This is a genomic window from Janthinobacterium sp. FW305-128, from assembly GCF_020858135.1.
Lineage (GTDB): Bacteria > Pseudomonadota > Gammaproteobacteria > Burkholderiales > Burkholderiaceae_D > Janthinobacterium.
Genome location: NZ_JACYMK010000001.1, coordinates 346633 through 363418 on the forward strand (window position 1 = coordinate 346633; position 16786 = coordinate 363418).

A 16786-nucleotide genomic window follows, 5' to 3' on the forward strand; every position below is an offset into this window, starting at 1 on the left:
GATGCTGACGATTAACAACCTGAGCAAGAGCTTCGGCGGCGTGCATGCGGTGCAGGACGTGAGCTTTACCGTCAAGGAAGGCAATATCCACTCCGTGATCGGGCCGAACGGCGCCGGCAAGACGACCCTGTTCAACCTGATCACCGGTGTCTATACGCCGACCAAAGGCGAGATCCTGCTCAATGGCGAGAACGTGGCCGCCATGTCGCCCGATGCGCTGGCGCGGCGCGGCATGAGCCGCACCTTCCAGAATCTGCAGGTATGCATGAACATGACGGCCATCGACAATGTGATGGTGGGCGCGCACCTGCGCCTGAACCAGAACCTGTTCGCCTCCATGCTGCGTTTGCCGTCCGTGCGCCGCGCCGATGCGGCCTGCCGCGACGAGGCGGCGGGCCTGATGGAATTTGTCGGCGTGGGCCGCCACATCGGCGACGAGGCGGGGCAGATGTCGTATGGCGCATTAAAACGCCTGGAAATCGCCCGTGCGCTGGCGGCCAAGCCGAAGGTGCTGCTGCTCGATGAGCCGGCGGCGGGCCTGAACCACACGGAGACGGGCGAGATCGAAGCCCTGATCCGCAAGGTGGCGCAATCGGGCGTGACGGTGGTGCTGGTCGAGCATGACATGAAACTGGTGATGAATTTGTCGGACCATATCCTGGTGCTCGACTATGGCAAGAAGCTGGCCGAAGGGACCGCCGCCGAAGTGCGCGCCAATCCCGACGTGGTGGCGGCATACCTGGGAGTGGCGGCATGATGAAGATGGAAAAACCTCAGACACCGCTGGTGCTCGATATCGCCGGCCTGACCAGCCATTACGGCCGCATCCAGGCCCTGCACGGCATCGACCTGCAGGTGCGCCAGGGCCAGCTGGTGGCGCTGGTGGGCGCCAATGGCGCCGGCAAGACGACCTTGCTGCGGGCGATCTCCGGCGTGCAGCCGATCAGCGCCGGCAGCATCGCCTTCGCCGGCCAGGACGTGAGCCGCATGAGCGCCGACAAGCGCGTGCGCGCCGGCATCTGCCAGGTGCCGGAAGGGCGGCAAGTGTTCGGCCCCATGACGGTGGAAGACAATCTGCGCCTGGGCGCGTTTACACGCCCCGCACAGGACGTGGCGGGCGACATGGAGCGCATGTACGGCCTGTTTCCGATCCTGAAGGAAAAGCGCCTGCTGCTGGCCGGCACGCTCTCCGGAGGACAGCAGCAGATGCTGGCCATGGCGCGCGCGCTGATGGGCCGCCCGCAACTGCTGCTGCTCGATGAACCGAGCATGGGCCTGGCGCCGCTCCTGATCGCGGAAATCTTCCGCATCGTGGCCGAGCTGCGCGACCAGGGCATCACCATCTTCCTCGTCGAGCAGAACGCGCACGCCGCCTTGTCGATCGCGGACGTGGGCTATGTGATCGAGACGGGCGCGATTACCCTGTCCGGTCCCGGCCCCGAATTGCTGCACAACGAGCAGGTACAGAGCGCGTACCTGGGTATGTGAAGACAGCAGCGGAGGGCCGGGGTCAGACCCGCCGGGTCTGACCCCAGTTTTCCGCTGCGTCTAGTAATAGCGTGCATGGCGCGCAGATGAATAGGAGTTTGCATGGTCAAAGTCTACGAAATCAACGGCGTCACCCCCGTCGTCCACCCCAGCGCCTATGTGCACCCATCGGCCGTGCTGATCGGCGACGTGATCGTCGGTCCGCGCTGCTATATCGGTCCGCTCGCTTCGATCCGCGGCGACTTCGGCCGATTGATCCTGGAAGAGGGGGCGAACCTGCAGGACACGTGCGTCATGCACGGCTTCCCCGGCTGCGACACGGTAGTCGAAGTCGATGGCCATATCGGCCATGGCGCCGTGCTGCACGGCTGCCGCATCGGCCGCAATGCGCTCGTCGGCATGAACGCCGTGGTGATGGACAACGCCGTCATCGGCGAGGAATCCATCGTCGCCGCCATGAGTTTCGTGAAGGCAGGCATGGTCGTCGCACCGCGCAGCATGGTGGTGGGCACGCCCGCCAAGGTGATCCGCACGCTGACCGACGATGAAATCAAATGGAAAAGCTCGGGCACGGGCCAGTACCACGAACTGGCCGTGCGCTCGATGCAGACGATGCGCGAAGTGGAAGCGCTGACGCAAGTCGAGGCGAACCGCCAGCGCCTCAATTTCGAATCGGCCTTGCCGCTGCATTTGCACAAGAACGCTGCTGCGCAATAACCTTTAACCCTTTAAATGCTGGGGTCAGACCCGACGGGTCTGACCCCTAACGGAGAAACCACATGGCTCACATATCCACCCTGCAAAGCTTGATCGCCGGCCGCTGGCTGGGCGAAAGCGCCGCCGTGCCCCTGCACAGTGCCTTGAACAACCGCGTCATCTATCATACGCATGCGGAAAAGATCGACTTCGACGAAGCCGTCACGTATGCGCGCAAGACGGGCGTGCCGGGCCTGATGGCGCTCGATTTCCAGCAGCGCGCCGCGCGCCTGAAGGCGCTGGCCCTGTACCTGGTCGAGCGCAAGGAAGAACTGTATGCGATCTCGCACCTGTCGGGCGCCACGCGCGCCGACAGCTGGGTCGACATCGAAGGCGGCACGGGAACGCTGTTCGCCTACGCCAGCATGGGCAGCAACGAGCTGCCGTCGTCGAACGTGCTGCACGAAGGCCCGGCCATCGCGCTCGGTAAAAAAGGCGGCTTCGCCGGCACGCACATCCTGGTGCCGCGCGGCGGCCTGGCCGTGCACATCAACGCCTTCAACTTCCCCATCTGGGGTCTGCTGGAAAAATTCGCGCCCAGCTTCCTGGCGGCCATGCCCTGCATCGCCAAGCCGGCCACGGCGACCAGCTATCTGACGCAGGCCGTCGTGCACATGATGCATGAATCGGGCTTGCTGCCGGCCGGCAGCTTGCAGCTGGTGATCGGTTCCACGGGCGACTTGCTGGACCGCCTGAATGGCCAGGATTTCGTCACGTTTACAGGGTCGGCCGCCACGGCCGCCAAGCTGCGCACGAATTCCAACCTGATCGCCCAGTCCGTGCCTTTCAACGGCGAAGCCGATTCGCTCAATTGCGCTATCCTGGCACCGGACGTCACGCCCGACGACGTGGAATTCGACCTGTTCGTCAAGGAAGTCGTGCGCGAAATGACGGGCAAGTCGGGCCAGAAGTGCACGGCGATCCGCCGCATCATCGTGCCCGAGCACCTGATGGACGCCGTCGGCACGCGCCTGCGCGAGCGCCTGGCCAAGGTGGTGGTGGGCGACCCGTCCATCGAAGGCGTGCGCATGGGCGCGCTGGCGTCGAAAGAGCAGCAGAACGACGTGGCCGAACGGGTCGCCACCCTGTCGCAGGGTAATGAAGTGGTGTTCGGTGTGGCCGACGGATTCAATCCGCTCGGCGATGGCGCGCAGGACGGCAGTTTCTTCTCGCCGACCCTGCTGCTGTGCCGCGATGCCTTCGGCAACGATGCCGTGCATGACGTGGAAGCGTTCGGCCCCGTCAGCACCATGATGGGTTACAAGGATATCGATGAAGCGCTGGCCCTGGCCGCGCGCGGCAAGGGCAGCCTGGTGAGCACCCTGGTGACGCGCGATCCGAAGATCGCCGCGCGCGTGGTGCCGCAGGTGGCGGCTACGCATGGCCGCGTGCACGTGCTCGAGCGCGTGGCTTCCGTCGATTCGACGGGCCATGGCTCGCCCCTGCCGCAGCTGAAGCATGGCGGCCCTGGCCGCGCGGGCGGCGGCGAGGAACTGGGCGGCGTGCGCGCCGTGCGCCACTACCTGCAACGGGCGGCCGTGCAAGGCTCGCCGACCATGCTGGCGGCCATCACGGGCGAATACGTGCGCGGCGCGGACGTCAACGAAAGTCCGATCCACCCGTTCCGCAAGCACTTCGAGGACTTGAAGACGGGCGACTCGCTGCTCACGCACCGCCGCACGGTCAGCGAAGCGGACATCGTCGCCTTCGGCGGCATCTCGGGCGACTTCTTCTACATGCACTTCGATGAAATCGCGGCCAAGGAATCGCAGTTCGGCAAGCGCATCGCCCACGGCTACTTCGTGCTGTCCGCCGCCGCCGGCCTGTTCGTCTCGCCCGGTGTCGGTCCCGTGCTGGCCAACTACGGTCTGGACAACCTGCGCTTCGTCGCTCCCGTCGCCATCGGCGACACCATCCGCGCGCGCCTCACGTGCAAGCGCAAGGTCGACCGCAACCGCAAGGACGTCTTTGGCGTGGGCCAGGGCGTGGTCGCGTGGGACGTGCAGGTGACCAACCAGAACGAGGAGCTGGTGGCCAGCTACGACATCCTGACCCTGGTGTCGAAGCGCGAGTAAGTCCGAGAGTAAGCGTCTCCGGCAGGACCGGTGTGAATGGCGCCACCCGCGAACTTCGCGCGGGTGGCGCTTTTTTTATGGGGGTTCTTTTGGTCTTGAATTATCCATAAGTGTATGAAAAATATAGGCTAAGTGTGGTTTTGCACAGCGTGCTATTTAGATAAACCCCTCTAGAACGCGTGCTTTTTTCATCAAAAGCGGCGAATTCGCTCATTGCCGCAAGAAAACTTTCCAACGTAAAACCTTTTCTATGTAGCATGGTTTTACTCACTGGTCACGCCGCCATGCACGCCCAAGGCGATGGCGGCGCGAAAAAAACGGACCCGGCCTTTTACGGCCGGTGAGCCCTCGACCGCGAGTTCCATTCCACGATTAACGTTCACCGCTACGGGTATTTAATTACTATGAATAAACACGTCCTGATTTTCCTGTTGGCCATGCCCCTGGCCATCAGCCATGCCTACGCCGAAGAGGCCGTTGGCCCCGCCGTCAAGATCAGTGGTTACGGCACGGCCGCCCTGACCATGGCCGATACCGACAACGCGCAGTTCGCGCGCCCGAACCAGGCTGCCGGCGCCGGCCGCACCGCCCGCACGGGCGTCGATTCCAACCTGGGCTTGCAAGCCAATGTCACCGTCAACCCGTGGCTGTCGGCCACCGTGCAGGGCCTGGCGCGCAAGGATGGCGAAGATGATGTCGGCGCCGAACTGGCGTGGGCCTTCGCCAAGGCCAAGGTGTCGGACAGCTTCAGCGTGCGCGTCGGCCGCATGGGCCTGCCCGTCTTCATGATTTCCGATTATCGCAATGTGGGCTATGCCAACACCATGCTGCGCCCGCCCGGCGAAATGTATTCGCAGGTGCCCCTCAATAGCATCGACGGCATCGACGGCACCTACCAGTTCAGCGCGGGCGACACCAGCATCACCACGCAGCTGGCGCTGGGCCGCACCAAGGCCACCCTGGCCACGGGTCCCGCTTCGACTGTGCAGGTGGAAGGCAAGTCCATCGTCGCCTTGAACGTGGTGGCTGAACATGGCCCCGTCACCGTGCGCTTCGGCCGGGCCGAGACCAGGTTGACGATCAACGATTCGCCGAGCCTGAACACCTTGATGGGCAGCTTGCGCGCGGCCGGCAGCGGCTACCGGATCGCCCAGCTGGGCGCCCTGGCCGATGCGCTGGAAGTCAAGGACAAGAAGGCGTCGTTTACCTCCGTGGGCCTGGGCCTGGACTGGAACAATGTGCTGCTGCAGTCGGAATATGCGAAGCGCAAGACGGACAGCTATGTCAGCGACAGCACCTCGTGGTATGTGATGGGCGGCTACCGCATCGGTGGTTTCCTGCCCTACTACAGCCACGCCAGCCTGAAGGCCGATGGCCGCGTGAACAACACCGTGCCCGCATCCTGCCCTGCCGGCTATCCGGCCGCCTGTACGCCGACCCTGCGCGCCCTGTCGGCCGGCGTCGAGACCCTGGCCACCATGCGCAACCAGCTCGAGCAATCGACGGACAGCATCGGCGTGCGCTGGGACTTCCACCGTTCGGCCGCGCTGAAAGTGCAGATCGACCGCATCAAGCCGAAGAATGGCCCTGGCCTGTTCGTGCAAGCCAAGCCGGGCTTCCATGGCCCCGTCACGGTGGCTGCCGCCGCCATCGATTTCGTTTTCTGAGGAGCGCCGCATGAAACCATTGATCTTGAATGTGGCTGCCTTGCTGGCGCTGTCGACCGCCGTTCCCGCCATGGCCGAAGTGGTCGTGGTGGTCAATCCGAAAAGCGCCGCCGGCGCCATGACGAATGAACAGGTGGCGCAATTCTTCCTCGGCAAATCGACGGCCATGACGCCGATCGACCAGCCGGAAAGCGCCCCCGTGCGCGCCGAGTTCTACAAGAAGGTGACGGACAAGGAACCGTCGCAAGCGAAGGCCCTGTGGTCCAAGCTGGTCTTCACGGGCAAGGCCACCTTGCCGAAGGAAGTGGCCAATAGCGCCGACGTGAAGAAGGCCGTGGCTGCCGATCCGAAAGCCATCGGCTATATCGAAAAGAGTGCCGTCGACGCCAGCGTCAAAGTGGTGCTGACGGCGCCATAAAGCCGGCCCGGGCCGCACGCCATGCGGCGGCCCGATAATTCATCAGAATCAGGAGACAGCAATGAGCATCAAACGCAAGATATGGGCGCTGCCTGTCGTCTCGGCCGTGATTTTCGGGCTGGGACTGGCCGTCAGCGCCTACCTGTCCACGGCCACGCTCAATTCCATCCACGCCACGGAAAGCGCGGACTATCCCGTGCTTGACATGGCCAAGTCGCTGACCCTGGACGTGGCCGCCGTCGGCGACGCCCTGCGCGACGCCGTCAGCGAAGGCGACAAGGAACGCATCGGGCAAGTCGGCGGCCAGGCCGTCAAGCTGCGCGAAAAACTGGCCGCCTTTGCGGCGATCCCCGGCCAGCGCGAGCACGGCGCGCGGCTGGCCAAGGAATTCGATGCCTACTATGCGCCGGCCCTGAGCGCGGCGCGCATCATGCTGGAAATGGAAGAGGGCGACCCGCAGGCGACCGTGGCGCGCATGCAGGGCGCGCTGGCGGTGCTCAATGCCGACCTGGCAAAGACCAACGAACAGGCGCAAGCGCAGTTCAGGCAGGGCATCGAACGCAGCGCGGCCAATGTGCGCAATGCGCTCAATACCAGCATCGCCGTGGCGCTGGCCGTCATCGTTTGCCTGGTGGCCGTGTCGCATTTCGTCGTGCGCGCCATCTGGCAGCAACTGGGCGGCGAACCCGAATATGCGCGCCAGATCGCGCGCGCCGTGGCCGATGGCGACCTGTCGATGCACATCGTGACCGAGGCGGGCGACCAGGACAGCCTGCTGGCGGCGCTGAAGGACATGCGCGCCAAGCTTGGCGGCATGGTCTCCGATATCAAGGCGTCGGCCGAAACCATTCAGGTGGCCAGCGCGGAAATCGCCCAGGGCAATGCGGACCTGGCCGCGCGCACGGAATCGCAGGCGGGCAGCCTGGACCAGACGGCGCGCAGCATGGACAGTCTGACCTCCACCGTGCGCGACAACGCCGCCAACGCGGGCCAGGCGCATGCGCTGGTGGTGTCGGCATCGTCGGTTGCCGTGAAGGGCGGGCAGGTGGTCAGCCAGGTCGTGACCACCATGGGCGAGATCAACGATGCATCCAAACGCATCGTCGACATCATCGGCGTCATCGATGGCATCGCCTTCCAGACGAATATCCTGGCCTTGAATGCGGCCGTGGAAGCGGCGCGCGCCGGCGAACAGGGGCGCGGCTTTGCCGTGGTGGCGTCCGAAGTGCGCAATCTGGCGCAGCGCAGCGCGGCAGCGGCGCGCGAGATCAAACAACTGATCGGCGATTCGGTGGCCAGGGTGAATGTCGGCTCGAAGCTGGTCGACGAGGCGGGTCTGACCATGGGCCAGATCGTCGATTCCGTGAAAAAGGTGGCCGACATCATGGCCGAGATCAGTGCCGCGAGCCAGGCGCAGAGTGCCGGCATTGGCGACATCGGCGTGGCCATCGGCAGCATGGATCAGATGACGCAGCAGAATTCCGCGCTGGTGGAAGAAGCGTCGGCGGCGGCTGAATCGCTGCAGGAACAGGCCGTGCAGCTGGGTACGGCGCTGGCCGTGTTCAAGCTGGCGCAGGGTGCTGTGTCGGATTACGCGCTGCGCGCTAATCCGACCTACCAGGTATTGGCGTATGCGTAGGTTGGATTAGCGCAGCGTAATCCAACACAGGAGCGCCGGCTTATGCGCGCAAGCCGAACGGATCGTCGATGCTGTGCGCCGGTTGCGTGAACCAGCGCGGTCCGTTTTCCGTCATGTAGAAATGGTCCTCGTGGCGGATGCCGAATTCGCCGGGGATGCAGATCATCGGCTCGTTCGAGAAGCACATGCCCACGTCGAGCGGCGTCGTGTCGTTGCCCACCAGGTAAGGCCACTCGTGGATATCGAGGCCGATGCCGTGGCCCGTGCGGTGCGGCAGGCCGGGCAGCTTGTAGCCGGGGCCGTAGCCGTCCGCTTCCAGCGAGACGCGCGCGGCGCGGTCCACGTCGCCGCACGGCACGCCCAGTTGGGCGGCCGCGAATGCGGCGGCTTGCGCGGCTTTTTCGCTGTTCCATACGCTGCGCTGGCGTTCGCTGATCTGTCCGAAAACATAGGTGCGCGTGATGTCGGAGATGTAGTTCATTACCTGGCAGCCCGTGTCGATCAGCACCGTGTCGCCCGCCTTCAGGGTTTGCACGTAGTTGACGCCATGCGGATAGGCGGTCGCCTCGCCGAACAGCACGATGCAGAAGTACGAGCGGGGCGCGCCCACTTTGCGGTGCGCGCGCTGGATGAATTCCTCCACTTCCACCGTCGTGATGCCTTCGTACAGCATGCTGGCCGTGGCCACATGCACGGCCAGGGTCATGTCCATCACGCGCTGTATCAGGGCGATTTCCGCCTGTGATTTTCTGCTGCGGCAGTACGCTGTCACGGTGCGCGCGTTTTCCAGCGCGTAGCCGGGCGCCAGCGGCTTGATGCCGTCATAGATGAAGAAGGCGGCGCTTTCGCAGATGCCCACGCGCGGCGGTTGATTCGCGTCCTGGGCGATTCCCATGCGCGCCAGCACATCGACGAACAGCTGGTACGGGCTTTCATGCTCTTCCCAGCAATTGACCTTGCCCTCGATGAGCATGAAGCCTTGCAGGGTGCTTTCCTCGAAGGCGGGAGCGATGTATTCGATGTCGCCGCTGGCCGGCAGGATGGCGCCCACCATGCGTTCGCTGGCATACCATTTGGTGCCCGTGAAATAGGTGAGGTTGGCGCCCGCGTTCAGGTAGATGGCGGCGATGCCCTGTTCGCGCATGAACGCTTGCGCCTTGGCGATGCGTTGCGCATGTTCCTCCTTGCCGATGGCGACCATGCCGCCCGTCATGTCCGACAGCGATGCCAATGCCTGTTCGATGGAAGTGCCACCTATGCTCATGCCTGCTCCTTTGCTCGATGCTGAATATGGAATGCGGGCATGATATCAGTTCGCGCCTTTCGGCTTGAGGCCGGGCGTGCCGCCGGCCGCATCGGGCGGAGCCAGCACCAGGTCGTGCGGATACGTGAATTGCCAGTCCGCGTAGCGCTGCTTGCGGCGCAGGCTGGCGTCTTCGTCAAGGAAGTTGTCCTGCTTGATGGGCAGCTGCGGCGACAGCGAATGGATGCCGACGATGCGTCCCTCCTGCCGCAGCAGCCCCCATTCCGCCTTGCCCGTGACGGGGTCCGCATACAGGCGGCGCAAATGGCGCCGGGCGTTGGCAAAGCGCGGGTCGCGCAGCAGTTCCTGCAGGGTCAAGGGATAGCGGGGCCGCCCGTCGGCCGGCGTGCTGTCGTAGTAGCGGCCCAGCGCGTTGCGGAATTCATGGCCGATGAACAGCAGCTCGCGTTCCTTCTCGCGCCGCGCGGCCGTGGCAAACAGTTCGCTGGCCAGCACCAGGCCCACGCCCATGAATGCCACCAGCATCAGGGTCCAGATATACGCGAAGCCCCGTGCGCGGCGCCGGAAACTAGAGCTGTTCAAACGGAATGCCCTCGCGCGTCTTGCCCTTGGCGCCGCTGCGCACGTCGGCCACGCCGCCGATCTCGCCATTGGGCGAAGGGATCAATTGCCAGGTGGCGGCCGACTCCGTGACGGGGTCCAGCGGCACGCTGCGGAAGTAATGGTGGGTCACCAGGTCGGCCAGCGCGGCCGGGTATTCTCCCTTGTCGGCATAGTATTTATCGAGGCCGCTCCTGAGCACCTGCAGGTTTTCCTTCAGGGCGACTTCCTTCGATTTTTCCACCGAGCCGAAATAGCGGGGGATGGCGATCGTCAGCAGCAGCGAGATGATCGCCAGCACCACCAGCAGTTCGACCAGGGTAAAGCCGCGGCGTATGGTCGGGGTATGCATGGCGGTCACCATTGATTGAGCGGCACGCCGTTCAGGCCCACCTTGGTCGAGCGCGAGGCGACGTCGAACACGTCTTCGCCTTCGCTGGGATTGTCGGGCGGCGAGGCATAGGCGCGCTTGCTCCAGCTGTCGGCCGCGCTGCCGGCTTCCCTGGGCTGGAACGGGTCGCGCGGCAGGCGGCGCAAAAAGTAGATGTTCTGCTTCGACGGGCTGCGCTGGTCAGGCACGCCCTCGACCAGTTCCTCGAGTTTTTTCGGATAGCCCGATGCGCCCAGCGACAGCTTGATGCGGCCATTGTCCGACGCGCGCTTGTAGGCGTCGATCGCTTCGCGCATCTCGATCAGGGCGCTGCGCAATTGCTGCTCCTTGGCCCGTTGCAAGGCCACCTGCGCCATCGGCACGGCCACCGTGGCCAGGGTCGCCATGATGGCCAGGGTGATCATCAGTTCGATGAAGGTAAAGCCTTTATGCTTCACTGGCCACCTTTGCTTGTCTTGTCGGCGGCGGGCGCCTCGTCGCCGCCCGTCATGGGCGAGCCGGCGCGTGGCGCGGCCTGCTCGGGCGCGGCGATGGCTTCCGGCGTGCCGCCCACGCTGGCGCGCTCGCCCACGGACGCCTCGGTGCCCGAGTTGAATTCGGCCGTCATCAGGTCCGGGCGGCGGATGCTGCGCAGCAGGCGCGGCGTGATCGACAGCACGATCTCGCTGCGCATGGCGTCATCCTTCTGGCTGCCGAACAGGCGGTTCAGCACGGGCAGTTCGCCCACGCCGGGTACCTTGTTGGCCGTGCCCCGGTCTTCGTCGCTGATCAGACCCGCCAGCACCTGCGTCTCGCCATCTTTCAAACGCAACACGGTCGAGGCGCTGCGCGTGCCGATCTGGTAAGCCTGCGTGCCCGTTTTGCTGATCACTTCCTTGACGACGTTCGATACTTCCAGGTTGATCTTGATGGCCACCTCGTCATCCAGGTAGACGTTCGGTTCCACGTCGAGTTTCAGGCCCACGTCGATGTAGTTGACGCTGTCGGAACTGACGCCGTTGTTCGTCGTGACGGTAATGACGGGCACGCGGTCGCCGATGAGGATCTTCGCCTTTTCCTTGTTGCGCACGCGGATGCGCGGGTTGGCCAGGATATTGCTGTCGCTGTCCGTCTTGTTGGCGTTGAGGGTGACGCCGCCGATGCCCAGGTTGATATTGTCGCCATTGATGCGGTGCAGGTCCGCCACCTTCAGGCCGCCCAGGCCTCCCGTGCTGCCTGCGACGCCGGCCAGGGTCAGGCTGGCCTGGTCGGGCCAGCGCACGCCCAGTTCCATCAGGCGCGTGCGCTTGACTTCCAGCACCTCGACTTCCAGCATCACTTCCGGGTCGGCCAGGTCCTGCACGTTGATGATGCGCTCGGCCATGCGCACCATTTCCGGCGTATCGCGCAGCATGATGATGCCCAGCCGTTCGTCGGTGACGACATCCTTGGCCTTGAGCAGGGTCTTGATGGAGAACGCCACCGTCTTGACGTCCGCATTGGCGAGGAAAAAAGTGCGTACCACCAGCTGCTGGTAATCCTTTACCTTTTGCGGCGTGTTCGGGTAGATCGTGATCGACTTGTCGCTGGTGACGCTTTGCTCGAGCTGGTTCGCGCCCAGCAGCATGGCGATCGCTTCTTCGATGCTGGTGTCGCGCACGGAAATGGTGGCGCGCAGGGCGGGATCGACTTCCTTGTCGAAGACGAAGTTCAGGCCCGACACCTTGCTGAGAAGATCGAACACGGAGCGCAGGGGCGCGTCGCGAAACTCGAGCGTCACGGGTTTGCGGTAGGCAGCCGCCAGCTTGCCGCCGGCCGGACGGCTTTTGGCCAGCTCGTCGCCGATGCGGCCCTTCAGGGCCAGCGCCTCGCGCTGCGCGGGACGCTCCTGCAGCACCTGGCGCAAGGCTTCCTGCGCCTGCGCGACATTCGCTTCGCCGCCGCGCTGGTAGCTGGACTGCGCCTCCTGCACCAGCTTGCGGTGCCGTTCATCCTGCGCCACGCCGGCCAGGCCCCGCTGCGCCACGTCGTTGCTGGCGTCCAGCGCCAGCGCCTGCTGGTACAGCGCTTGCGCTTCGGGCAGCTTGCCCTGCTGGCGCAGCGCCTCGGCGCGGCTATTGAGGTTGTTGAGCGCGCGCATCCTGCCGTTGGTGACGGCGATGCGGTACTTGGCGTTGGTCGGTTCGGCCTGCGCCGCCTGTTCCAGCAGGGCCAGTCCCTGTTCCGTGCGGCCGGCGCCCAGCATGGCCTGGCCGTCGGTATAGGCCTGGTTGCCGGCGCAGGCGGCCAGCAGGGACAGCATCGGCAGCAGGGTGATGCCAGTACGTGGTGTGCGTCGTTTCAATTGATATCCCCTACGGCGAGTGTCTGTTTCAGGTTGAGCGGCAGATAGGTAAATTGCAGGGCTCCCTGCACCACGCCGTCGAAGCGATAACGCTCTTCGAGCGTGTCGCCGGGGCGCGCCACCACGTTGCGTTCGCCCGCCTGCAGGAAATAGGCGGCCTTGCCTTCGTCGACGAAACGGCCAAGGAACTGGAAGGGCAAAGGCGGCGGTGCGTTCGCGTCGACGGCGGCGACAGTGCGCGTGGCCTGCGCGGCCTGCTGGTCGAGCATGATCTTTTTCGGTGTCTCCGGCTGCCAGCTTTGCTTGGCGAACAGGGTGGCCGCTTCTTCGTCGTCGAGCACCCGGCGCGGTTCGATGGCCAGTGCGCGATTGGCTGGCGCAGCGGCAGTGGCGGCGACGAGGGGCGCGACCGCCACCCGTTCCACCTGGCGCGGCGTGGCCGTGGCCGGCCCCACGATGCTGCCTTCGTCCTCCGGGGCGAAGAGGGCGGCCAGCAAGGTCGCCACGGCGGCGCCCCCCAGTACGGCTTTTTTCATCGGCGCGCCTCCGGCTTCTTGACCAGCAGGATGAACTGGATGCGCGCATCGATCTCGCCCGCTTCGATCTGCTCGCGTTTGAACAGCACGGAGTCGAGCGTCAGCGTGGGCAACGCTTGCAGGGCGTCGACGATAAAGGTTTGCAGCTGCGCGTATTCGGCTTTTACCGGCAAGGTGATCTGGTAGCGCAAAAAGGCCGTGTTGCCGTCTTCCTGCGGCTTGTAGTCGGCCTTGGCCAGGGTGACGCCGCTCTTTTGCGCCACTTCCAGCAAGGCCTTCAGCTGCTCGGGAATGCTGTCGTGCGCGGGCAGGTAGGCGTGAAAGGCGGCCAGGCTGTCCGCATCGGCGTCGAGCGTGACGGGCGCCGGCGGCAGCGCCGCCTGTTTCGCCATCACGGCCAGTTGCGCGCGCAATGGCTGCTGGCGTCCGGCCAGCGCCTCGCCCTGCTGCATGGCGACGGCGGCCAGCGCCAGGCTTGCCGCGCCGATGGCGCTGGGCCAGCCCAGGGCACGCCACAGACGCGCCGTTTCCCACGCCAGGCGCGGGGGCAGGCGCAGTTGCAGGCGCGGCCGGGCCACGGGCGTGCCGGCTTTTAACACGGGTTTTATTGCCGCCATTGCGCCTCCAGCTGAAAACGGTAAGGGTGTGCGGGCGCGTTCGCGTTACTGTTCATCTCGTGCTTGAGCAGATACACGGAACTGAACATGGGCTGCTGGTTCAGGAAGGCCAGGTAATTGAGCATGTCCTGCGGGGTTTCCGCCTCGGCGGCGATTTTCAGCACGCTGGCGCCATCCTGTCCCTGCTGCGCGTTCAGGTCCAGCCCCAGGAGGGCCACGCGCACGTCGCGCGGCGCCTGCACCGTCCTGACCAGGCGCGTGACGGGCAGGTTGAGCTGGCGCACGGCGGCGGCCACCTGTTTCAGTTCGAGGTCGCGCTCGCGCTGCTGGTTCGCCGAGAGCGGAGCACGCACGGGACGCGCGGGCTGCAGCTGCGCCAGCTGCGCTTCCAGGCGCCGCGTTTCCTGCGCCTGCACCAGCCAGTACACAGCGGCCGGCAGCAGCATCAAGCCGCCCGCCAGGCACAGGGCCAGGCGCCAGCCCTTGAACGTCTGCGCGGCGCCGGGCGGCAGGAATTCCAGGCGGCTCAGGCCCATGCGGCCTCCCGCATCAGGTGGGCGGGGCCGGCCACGGCGATGGGCGCGAAGCGTTCGGGCACGTTCGCCTGCGGCGCGCCGCTCAAGTCGATCAGGGCCACGTGTTCGATGGCGTCGAGCTGCGGCGCGCGCAAGTTCCAGCGCCGCCATGCCCGGTCCAGTTCATCGCCCCAGGCCGCGGCGCAGGACTGGCTGTGCAGGGCCGTGATGCGTCCGCCGCCCGTCGTTGCCAGCAGCAGCCGGCCCGCTTCCACCAGGGCGAAGGCGTCGGGCTTGGCACCGGCGATGCTGCGCCAGGCCGCTCCGGCGATCGGTTCGATGGACAGGCAGCGCCGGCCATGCGCGGCCGCCGCGTCCTGCACGCCTTGCAGCAGGGCCGTATCGATGCCGCAGGCCAGGCGCGGCGTGCCGTATGGGGCGTCGTCGGCGACCAGGCGCCAGGCGCGCGCACCCTCGCCATACACGGCGCCGAACTGGCTGTGCAGGAAGCGCTGGGCGCTGCTCCGGTCGAGCAAGGCACCGCTCCACGGTACCATCAGCATGGCGCACCAGCGGCTGGCCAGGCTGACGGCCAGCGGAATTTTTTTGCCGCCATCGTGTTCAAGCCAGCCGCGCAGGGCGGCCAGCGCCACTTCCCAGCTGGCGTCGGGATTCGCAATGGGCAGGTGGAAGGCGCTGTCGGGCAGGGGACGGCCGGCGCGGCGCTGCACGCCGTGCAGCCCGTGCGGGGCGAGGTGCAGGCACACGGTGGCGCGGGTAAGGCGTTCAATAAGTGACACGATTGAGCTCCGCTAAAGTGGTTTCGCCGCGCCGCACGAGGTCGAGGCCCGCCTCGCGCGCCAGGCGGAAGCCGTTGCGCGCCGCCTCTTCCTTCATCTGGCTCAGGGGCGCGCGCGTGCAGATCATTTCGCGCATCGTATCGCTGAGCATCAAGACCTCGGCGACGGCCTTGCGGCCCTTGTAGCCGGTGCCGCGGCAGTGGCCGCAGCCCTTGCCGGCCATGAATTGCCAGTCCTGCACCTGATGCAGGGCCAGGCCGCTGTCGCGCAGCTGCTGCGCGTCGGCCAGCACCTCAGCGCTGGCGTCGACGGCGCAATGGGCGCAATTGAGGCGCAGCAGGCGCTGCGCCACGATGCCGTTCAGGGCGGCCGCAAAGCTGTAGGCATCGACGCCCATGTGCAGGAAGCGGCCGACCACATCGAACACGTTGTTCGCGTGCACGGTGGTAAATACCAGGTGGCCCGTGAGCGCCGCCTGCACGGCGATCTGCGCCGTTTCGTCGTCGCGGATTTCGCCGATCATGATCTTGTCGGGATCGTGGCGCAGGATGGAGCGCAGGCCGCGCGCGAACGTCAGCCCCTTCTTTTCGTTGACGGGTATCTGCAGCACGCGCGGCAGCCGGTACTCGACGGGGTCTTCGATGGTGACGATCTTGTCGCGGCCCGTGTTGATTTCCGTGATGGCCGCGTACAAGGTGGTGGTCTTGCCCGAGCCCGTGGGGCCCGTCACCAGCAGCATGCCGTGCGGCTTGGCGGCCAGGCGGCGGATCTGTTCGATGGCATCCTCGTTCAGGCCCAGGCTTTCCAGGCGCAGCGCCTGCGCCGCTTCCGTCAGCGCGCGCCGGTCGAGCAGGCGCAACACGGCATCCTCGCCAAAGATATTGGGCATGATGGAAACGCGAAAGTCGATCTCCGCCCCCTTTACGCGCACCTTGAAGCGGCCGTCCTGCGGGATGCGGCGCTCGGCGATGTCGAGGTCGGCCATCACCTTGATGCGCGAGATGATCTGCTCGGCCATCTGCAGCCCCTGCACCTGGCCCGCCTGCACCAGCACGCCGTCGACGCGGTATTTGATGACCAGGCTGGCCACGTCGCATTCGAGGTGGATGTCGCTGGCCTGGAATTTCAGGGCATCGTAGATGGTGGAGTTCACCAGTTTCACGACCGGGCTGCTGTCTTCGCTGATGCGGATGAGCGAGATGTCTTCGATGCTCTGGTCGAGGCCCGGCAGATCATCACCGTGCTGCATTTCCTGCATCGCCTGCTGCACGCTTTCCTGCTGCTGCAGGTAGGCGACCAGGTCGTCCGGATGCGCCAGCGCCACCGTGAAGGGCGTGGACAGGGCGAAGTCGGCCCATTGCAGCAGGTCCTCGCTGAAGGGATTGCCGATGACGAGCACGGGCGGCGCGCCCGGGGCATCGGGCTGCAGCAGCACGCAGTCGCGCTGGGCGCAATCGGTGTAGGGCAGCAGGGAAAAGGCGGGCAGGGCGGCCTGCAGTTCGGCCATCGTCCAGGCCGGGTAGCGGAACAGGGCGGCCAGCTGGCGCAAAAACACTTCGGGCGGCAGGGCCGCCGTTTCCTGCAGCACGGCCATCTGCGGGCGGCCCTGTTCCAGCGCACTGGCATGGGCGCGGCGCAGCATGGCCGCATCGAGCACGGCCCGTTCTTCGTCGCGCGCGTTCATGGCAGCACCTTCA

General features: G+C 65.6%; 17 protein-coding genes. 7 read left to right on the forward strand and 10 right to left on the reverse strand.

Going from position 1 to position 16786, the window contains the following annotated elements:
- Position 1: 1 nt before the first annotated feature.
- The 7 genes from IGS60_RS01620 to IGS60_RS01650 all read left to right on the forward strand — a co-directional run bounded on the left by IGS60_RS01620 (position 2) and on the right by IGS60_RS01650 (position 8043).
- Positions 2 to 757, forward strand: coding sequence for an ABC transporter ATP-binding protein (locus IGS60_RS01620; protein ID WP_070224251.1), 756 nt, complete (start codon positions 2 to 4; stop codon positions 755 to 757).
- Positions 757 to 1488 (forward strand): ABC transporter ATP-binding protein, encoded by a 732-nt coding sequence (locus tag IGS60_RS01625; RefSeq protein WP_070291038.1) that lies wholly within the window; start codon positions 757 to 759, stop codon positions 1486 to 1488. Before IGS60_RS01620 ends, IGS60_RS01625 begins: the two co-directional genes overlap by 1 nt.
- 102 nt (positions 1489 to 1590) lie before the next feature.
- On the forward strand, positions 1591 to 2205 hold the full coding sequence (gene paaY / locus IGS60_RS01630; RefSeq protein ID WP_230501993.1) for a phenylacetic acid degradation protein PaaY: 615 nt from the start codon (positions 1591 to 1593) through the stop codon (positions 2203 to 2205).
- Between the two features lie 62 nt (positions 2206 to 2267).
- Positions 2268 to 4319, forward strand: coding sequence for a phenylacetic acid degradation bifunctional protein PaaZ (gene paaZ / locus IGS60_RS01635; protein ID WP_230501995.1), 2052 nt, complete (start codon positions 2268 to 2270; stop codon positions 4317 to 4319).
- A gap of 404 nt (positions 4320 to 4723) precedes the next feature.
- Entirely contained in the window at positions 4724 to 5986 is a 1263-nt protein-coding gene (locus IGS60_RS01640) for a hypothetical protein (RefSeq protein ID WP_230501997.1), read from the forward strand.
- Between the two features lie 10 nt (positions 5987 to 5996).
- Positions 5997 to 6404, forward strand: coding sequence for a hypothetical protein (locus tag IGS60_RS01645; protein WP_070224256.1), 408 nt, complete (start codon positions 5997 to 5999; stop codon positions 6402 to 6404).
- Between the two features lie 61 nt (positions 6405 to 6465).
- Positions 6466 to 8043 carry a methyl-accepting chemotaxis protein gene (locus IGS60_RS01650; RefSeq protein WP_230501999.1) on the forward strand — a complete coding sequence of 526 codons (1578 nt, stop codon included), beginning with the start codon at positions 6466 to 6468 and terminating at the stop codon, positions 8041 to 8043.
- Between the two features lie 40 nt (positions 8044 to 8083).
- On the opposite strand, the gene IGS60_RS01655 is transcribed toward IGS60_RS01650, so the two are convergent.
- The 10 genes from IGS60_RS01655 to IGS60_RS01700 are packed head-to-tail and all read right to left on the reverse strand — an operon-like array spanning position 8084 to position 16773.
- Positions 8084 to 9307, reverse strand: coding sequence for a Xaa-Pro peptidase family protein (locus IGS60_RS01655; RefSeq protein ID WP_230502001.1), 1224 nt, complete (start codon positions 9305 to 9307; stop codon positions 8084 to 8086).
- 45 nt (positions 9308 to 9352) lie between these two features.
- Positions 9353 to 9889: a type II secretion system protein gene (locus IGS60_RS01660; RefSeq protein WP_230502004.1), complete on the reverse strand. Its 537-nt coding sequence runs from the start codon at positions 9887 to 9889 to the stop codon at positions 9353 to 9355.
- Positions 9876 to 10259: a type IV pilin protein gene (locus tag IGS60_RS01665; protein ID WP_230502007.1), complete on the reverse strand. Its 384-nt coding sequence runs from the start codon at positions 10257 to 10259 to the stop codon at positions 9876 to 9878. Before IGS60_RS01665 ends, IGS60_RS01660 begins: the two co-directional genes overlap by 14 nt.
- A gap of 5 nt (positions 10260 to 10264) precedes the next feature.
- A complete protein-coding gene (locus tag IGS60_RS01670; protein ID WP_071650276.1) occupies positions 10265 to 10735 on the reverse strand; it encodes a type II secretion system protein in 471 nt (156 codons plus the stop codon).
- The gene (locus IGS60_RS01675; protein ID WP_230502008.1) at positions 10732 to 12621 is read right to left on the reverse strand and encodes a secretin and TonB N-terminal domain-containing protein; all 1890 of its coding nucleotides are present in this window, start codon (positions 12619 to 12621) and stop codon (positions 10732 to 10734) included. The genes IGS60_RS01670 and IGS60_RS01675 overlap by 4 nt, the downstream gene beginning before the upstream one ends.
- Positions 12618 to 13157: a hypothetical protein gene (locus IGS60_RS01680; RefSeq protein ID WP_230502010.1), complete on the reverse strand. Its 540-nt coding sequence runs from the start codon at positions 13155 to 13157 to the stop codon at positions 12618 to 12620. Before IGS60_RS01680 ends, IGS60_RS01675 begins: the two co-directional genes overlap by 4 nt.
- Positions 13154 to 13774: a type 4a pilus biogenesis protein PilO gene (gene pilO / locus IGS60_RS01685; RefSeq protein ID WP_230502012.1), complete on the reverse strand. Its 621-nt coding sequence runs from the start codon at positions 13772 to 13774 to the stop codon at positions 13154 to 13156. The genes IGS60_RS01680 and pilO overlap by 4 nt, the downstream gene beginning before the upstream one ends.
- Complete coding sequence (locus tag IGS60_RS01690; protein ID WP_230502015.1) at positions 13762 to 14310, reverse strand: hypothetical protein; 549 nt, start codon at positions 14308 to 14310, stop codon at positions 13762 to 13764. Before IGS60_RS01690 ends, pilO begins: the two co-directional genes overlap by 13 nt.
- Positions 14301 to 15089, reverse strand: coding sequence for a hypothetical protein (locus tag IGS60_RS01695; protein ID WP_230502017.1), 789 nt, complete (start codon positions 15087 to 15089; stop codon positions 14301 to 14303). The genes IGS60_RS01690 and IGS60_RS01695 overlap by 10 nt, the downstream gene beginning before the upstream one ends.
- The gene (locus tag IGS60_RS01700; RefSeq protein ID WP_230502019.1) at positions 15076 to 16773 is read right to left on the reverse strand and encodes a GspE/PulE family protein; all 1698 of its coding nucleotides are present in this window, start codon (positions 16771 to 16773) and stop codon (positions 15076 to 15078) included. The genes IGS60_RS01695 and IGS60_RS01700 overlap by 14 nt, the downstream gene beginning before the upstream one ends.
- Between the last annotated feature and the right edge of the window lie 13 nt (positions 16774 to 16786).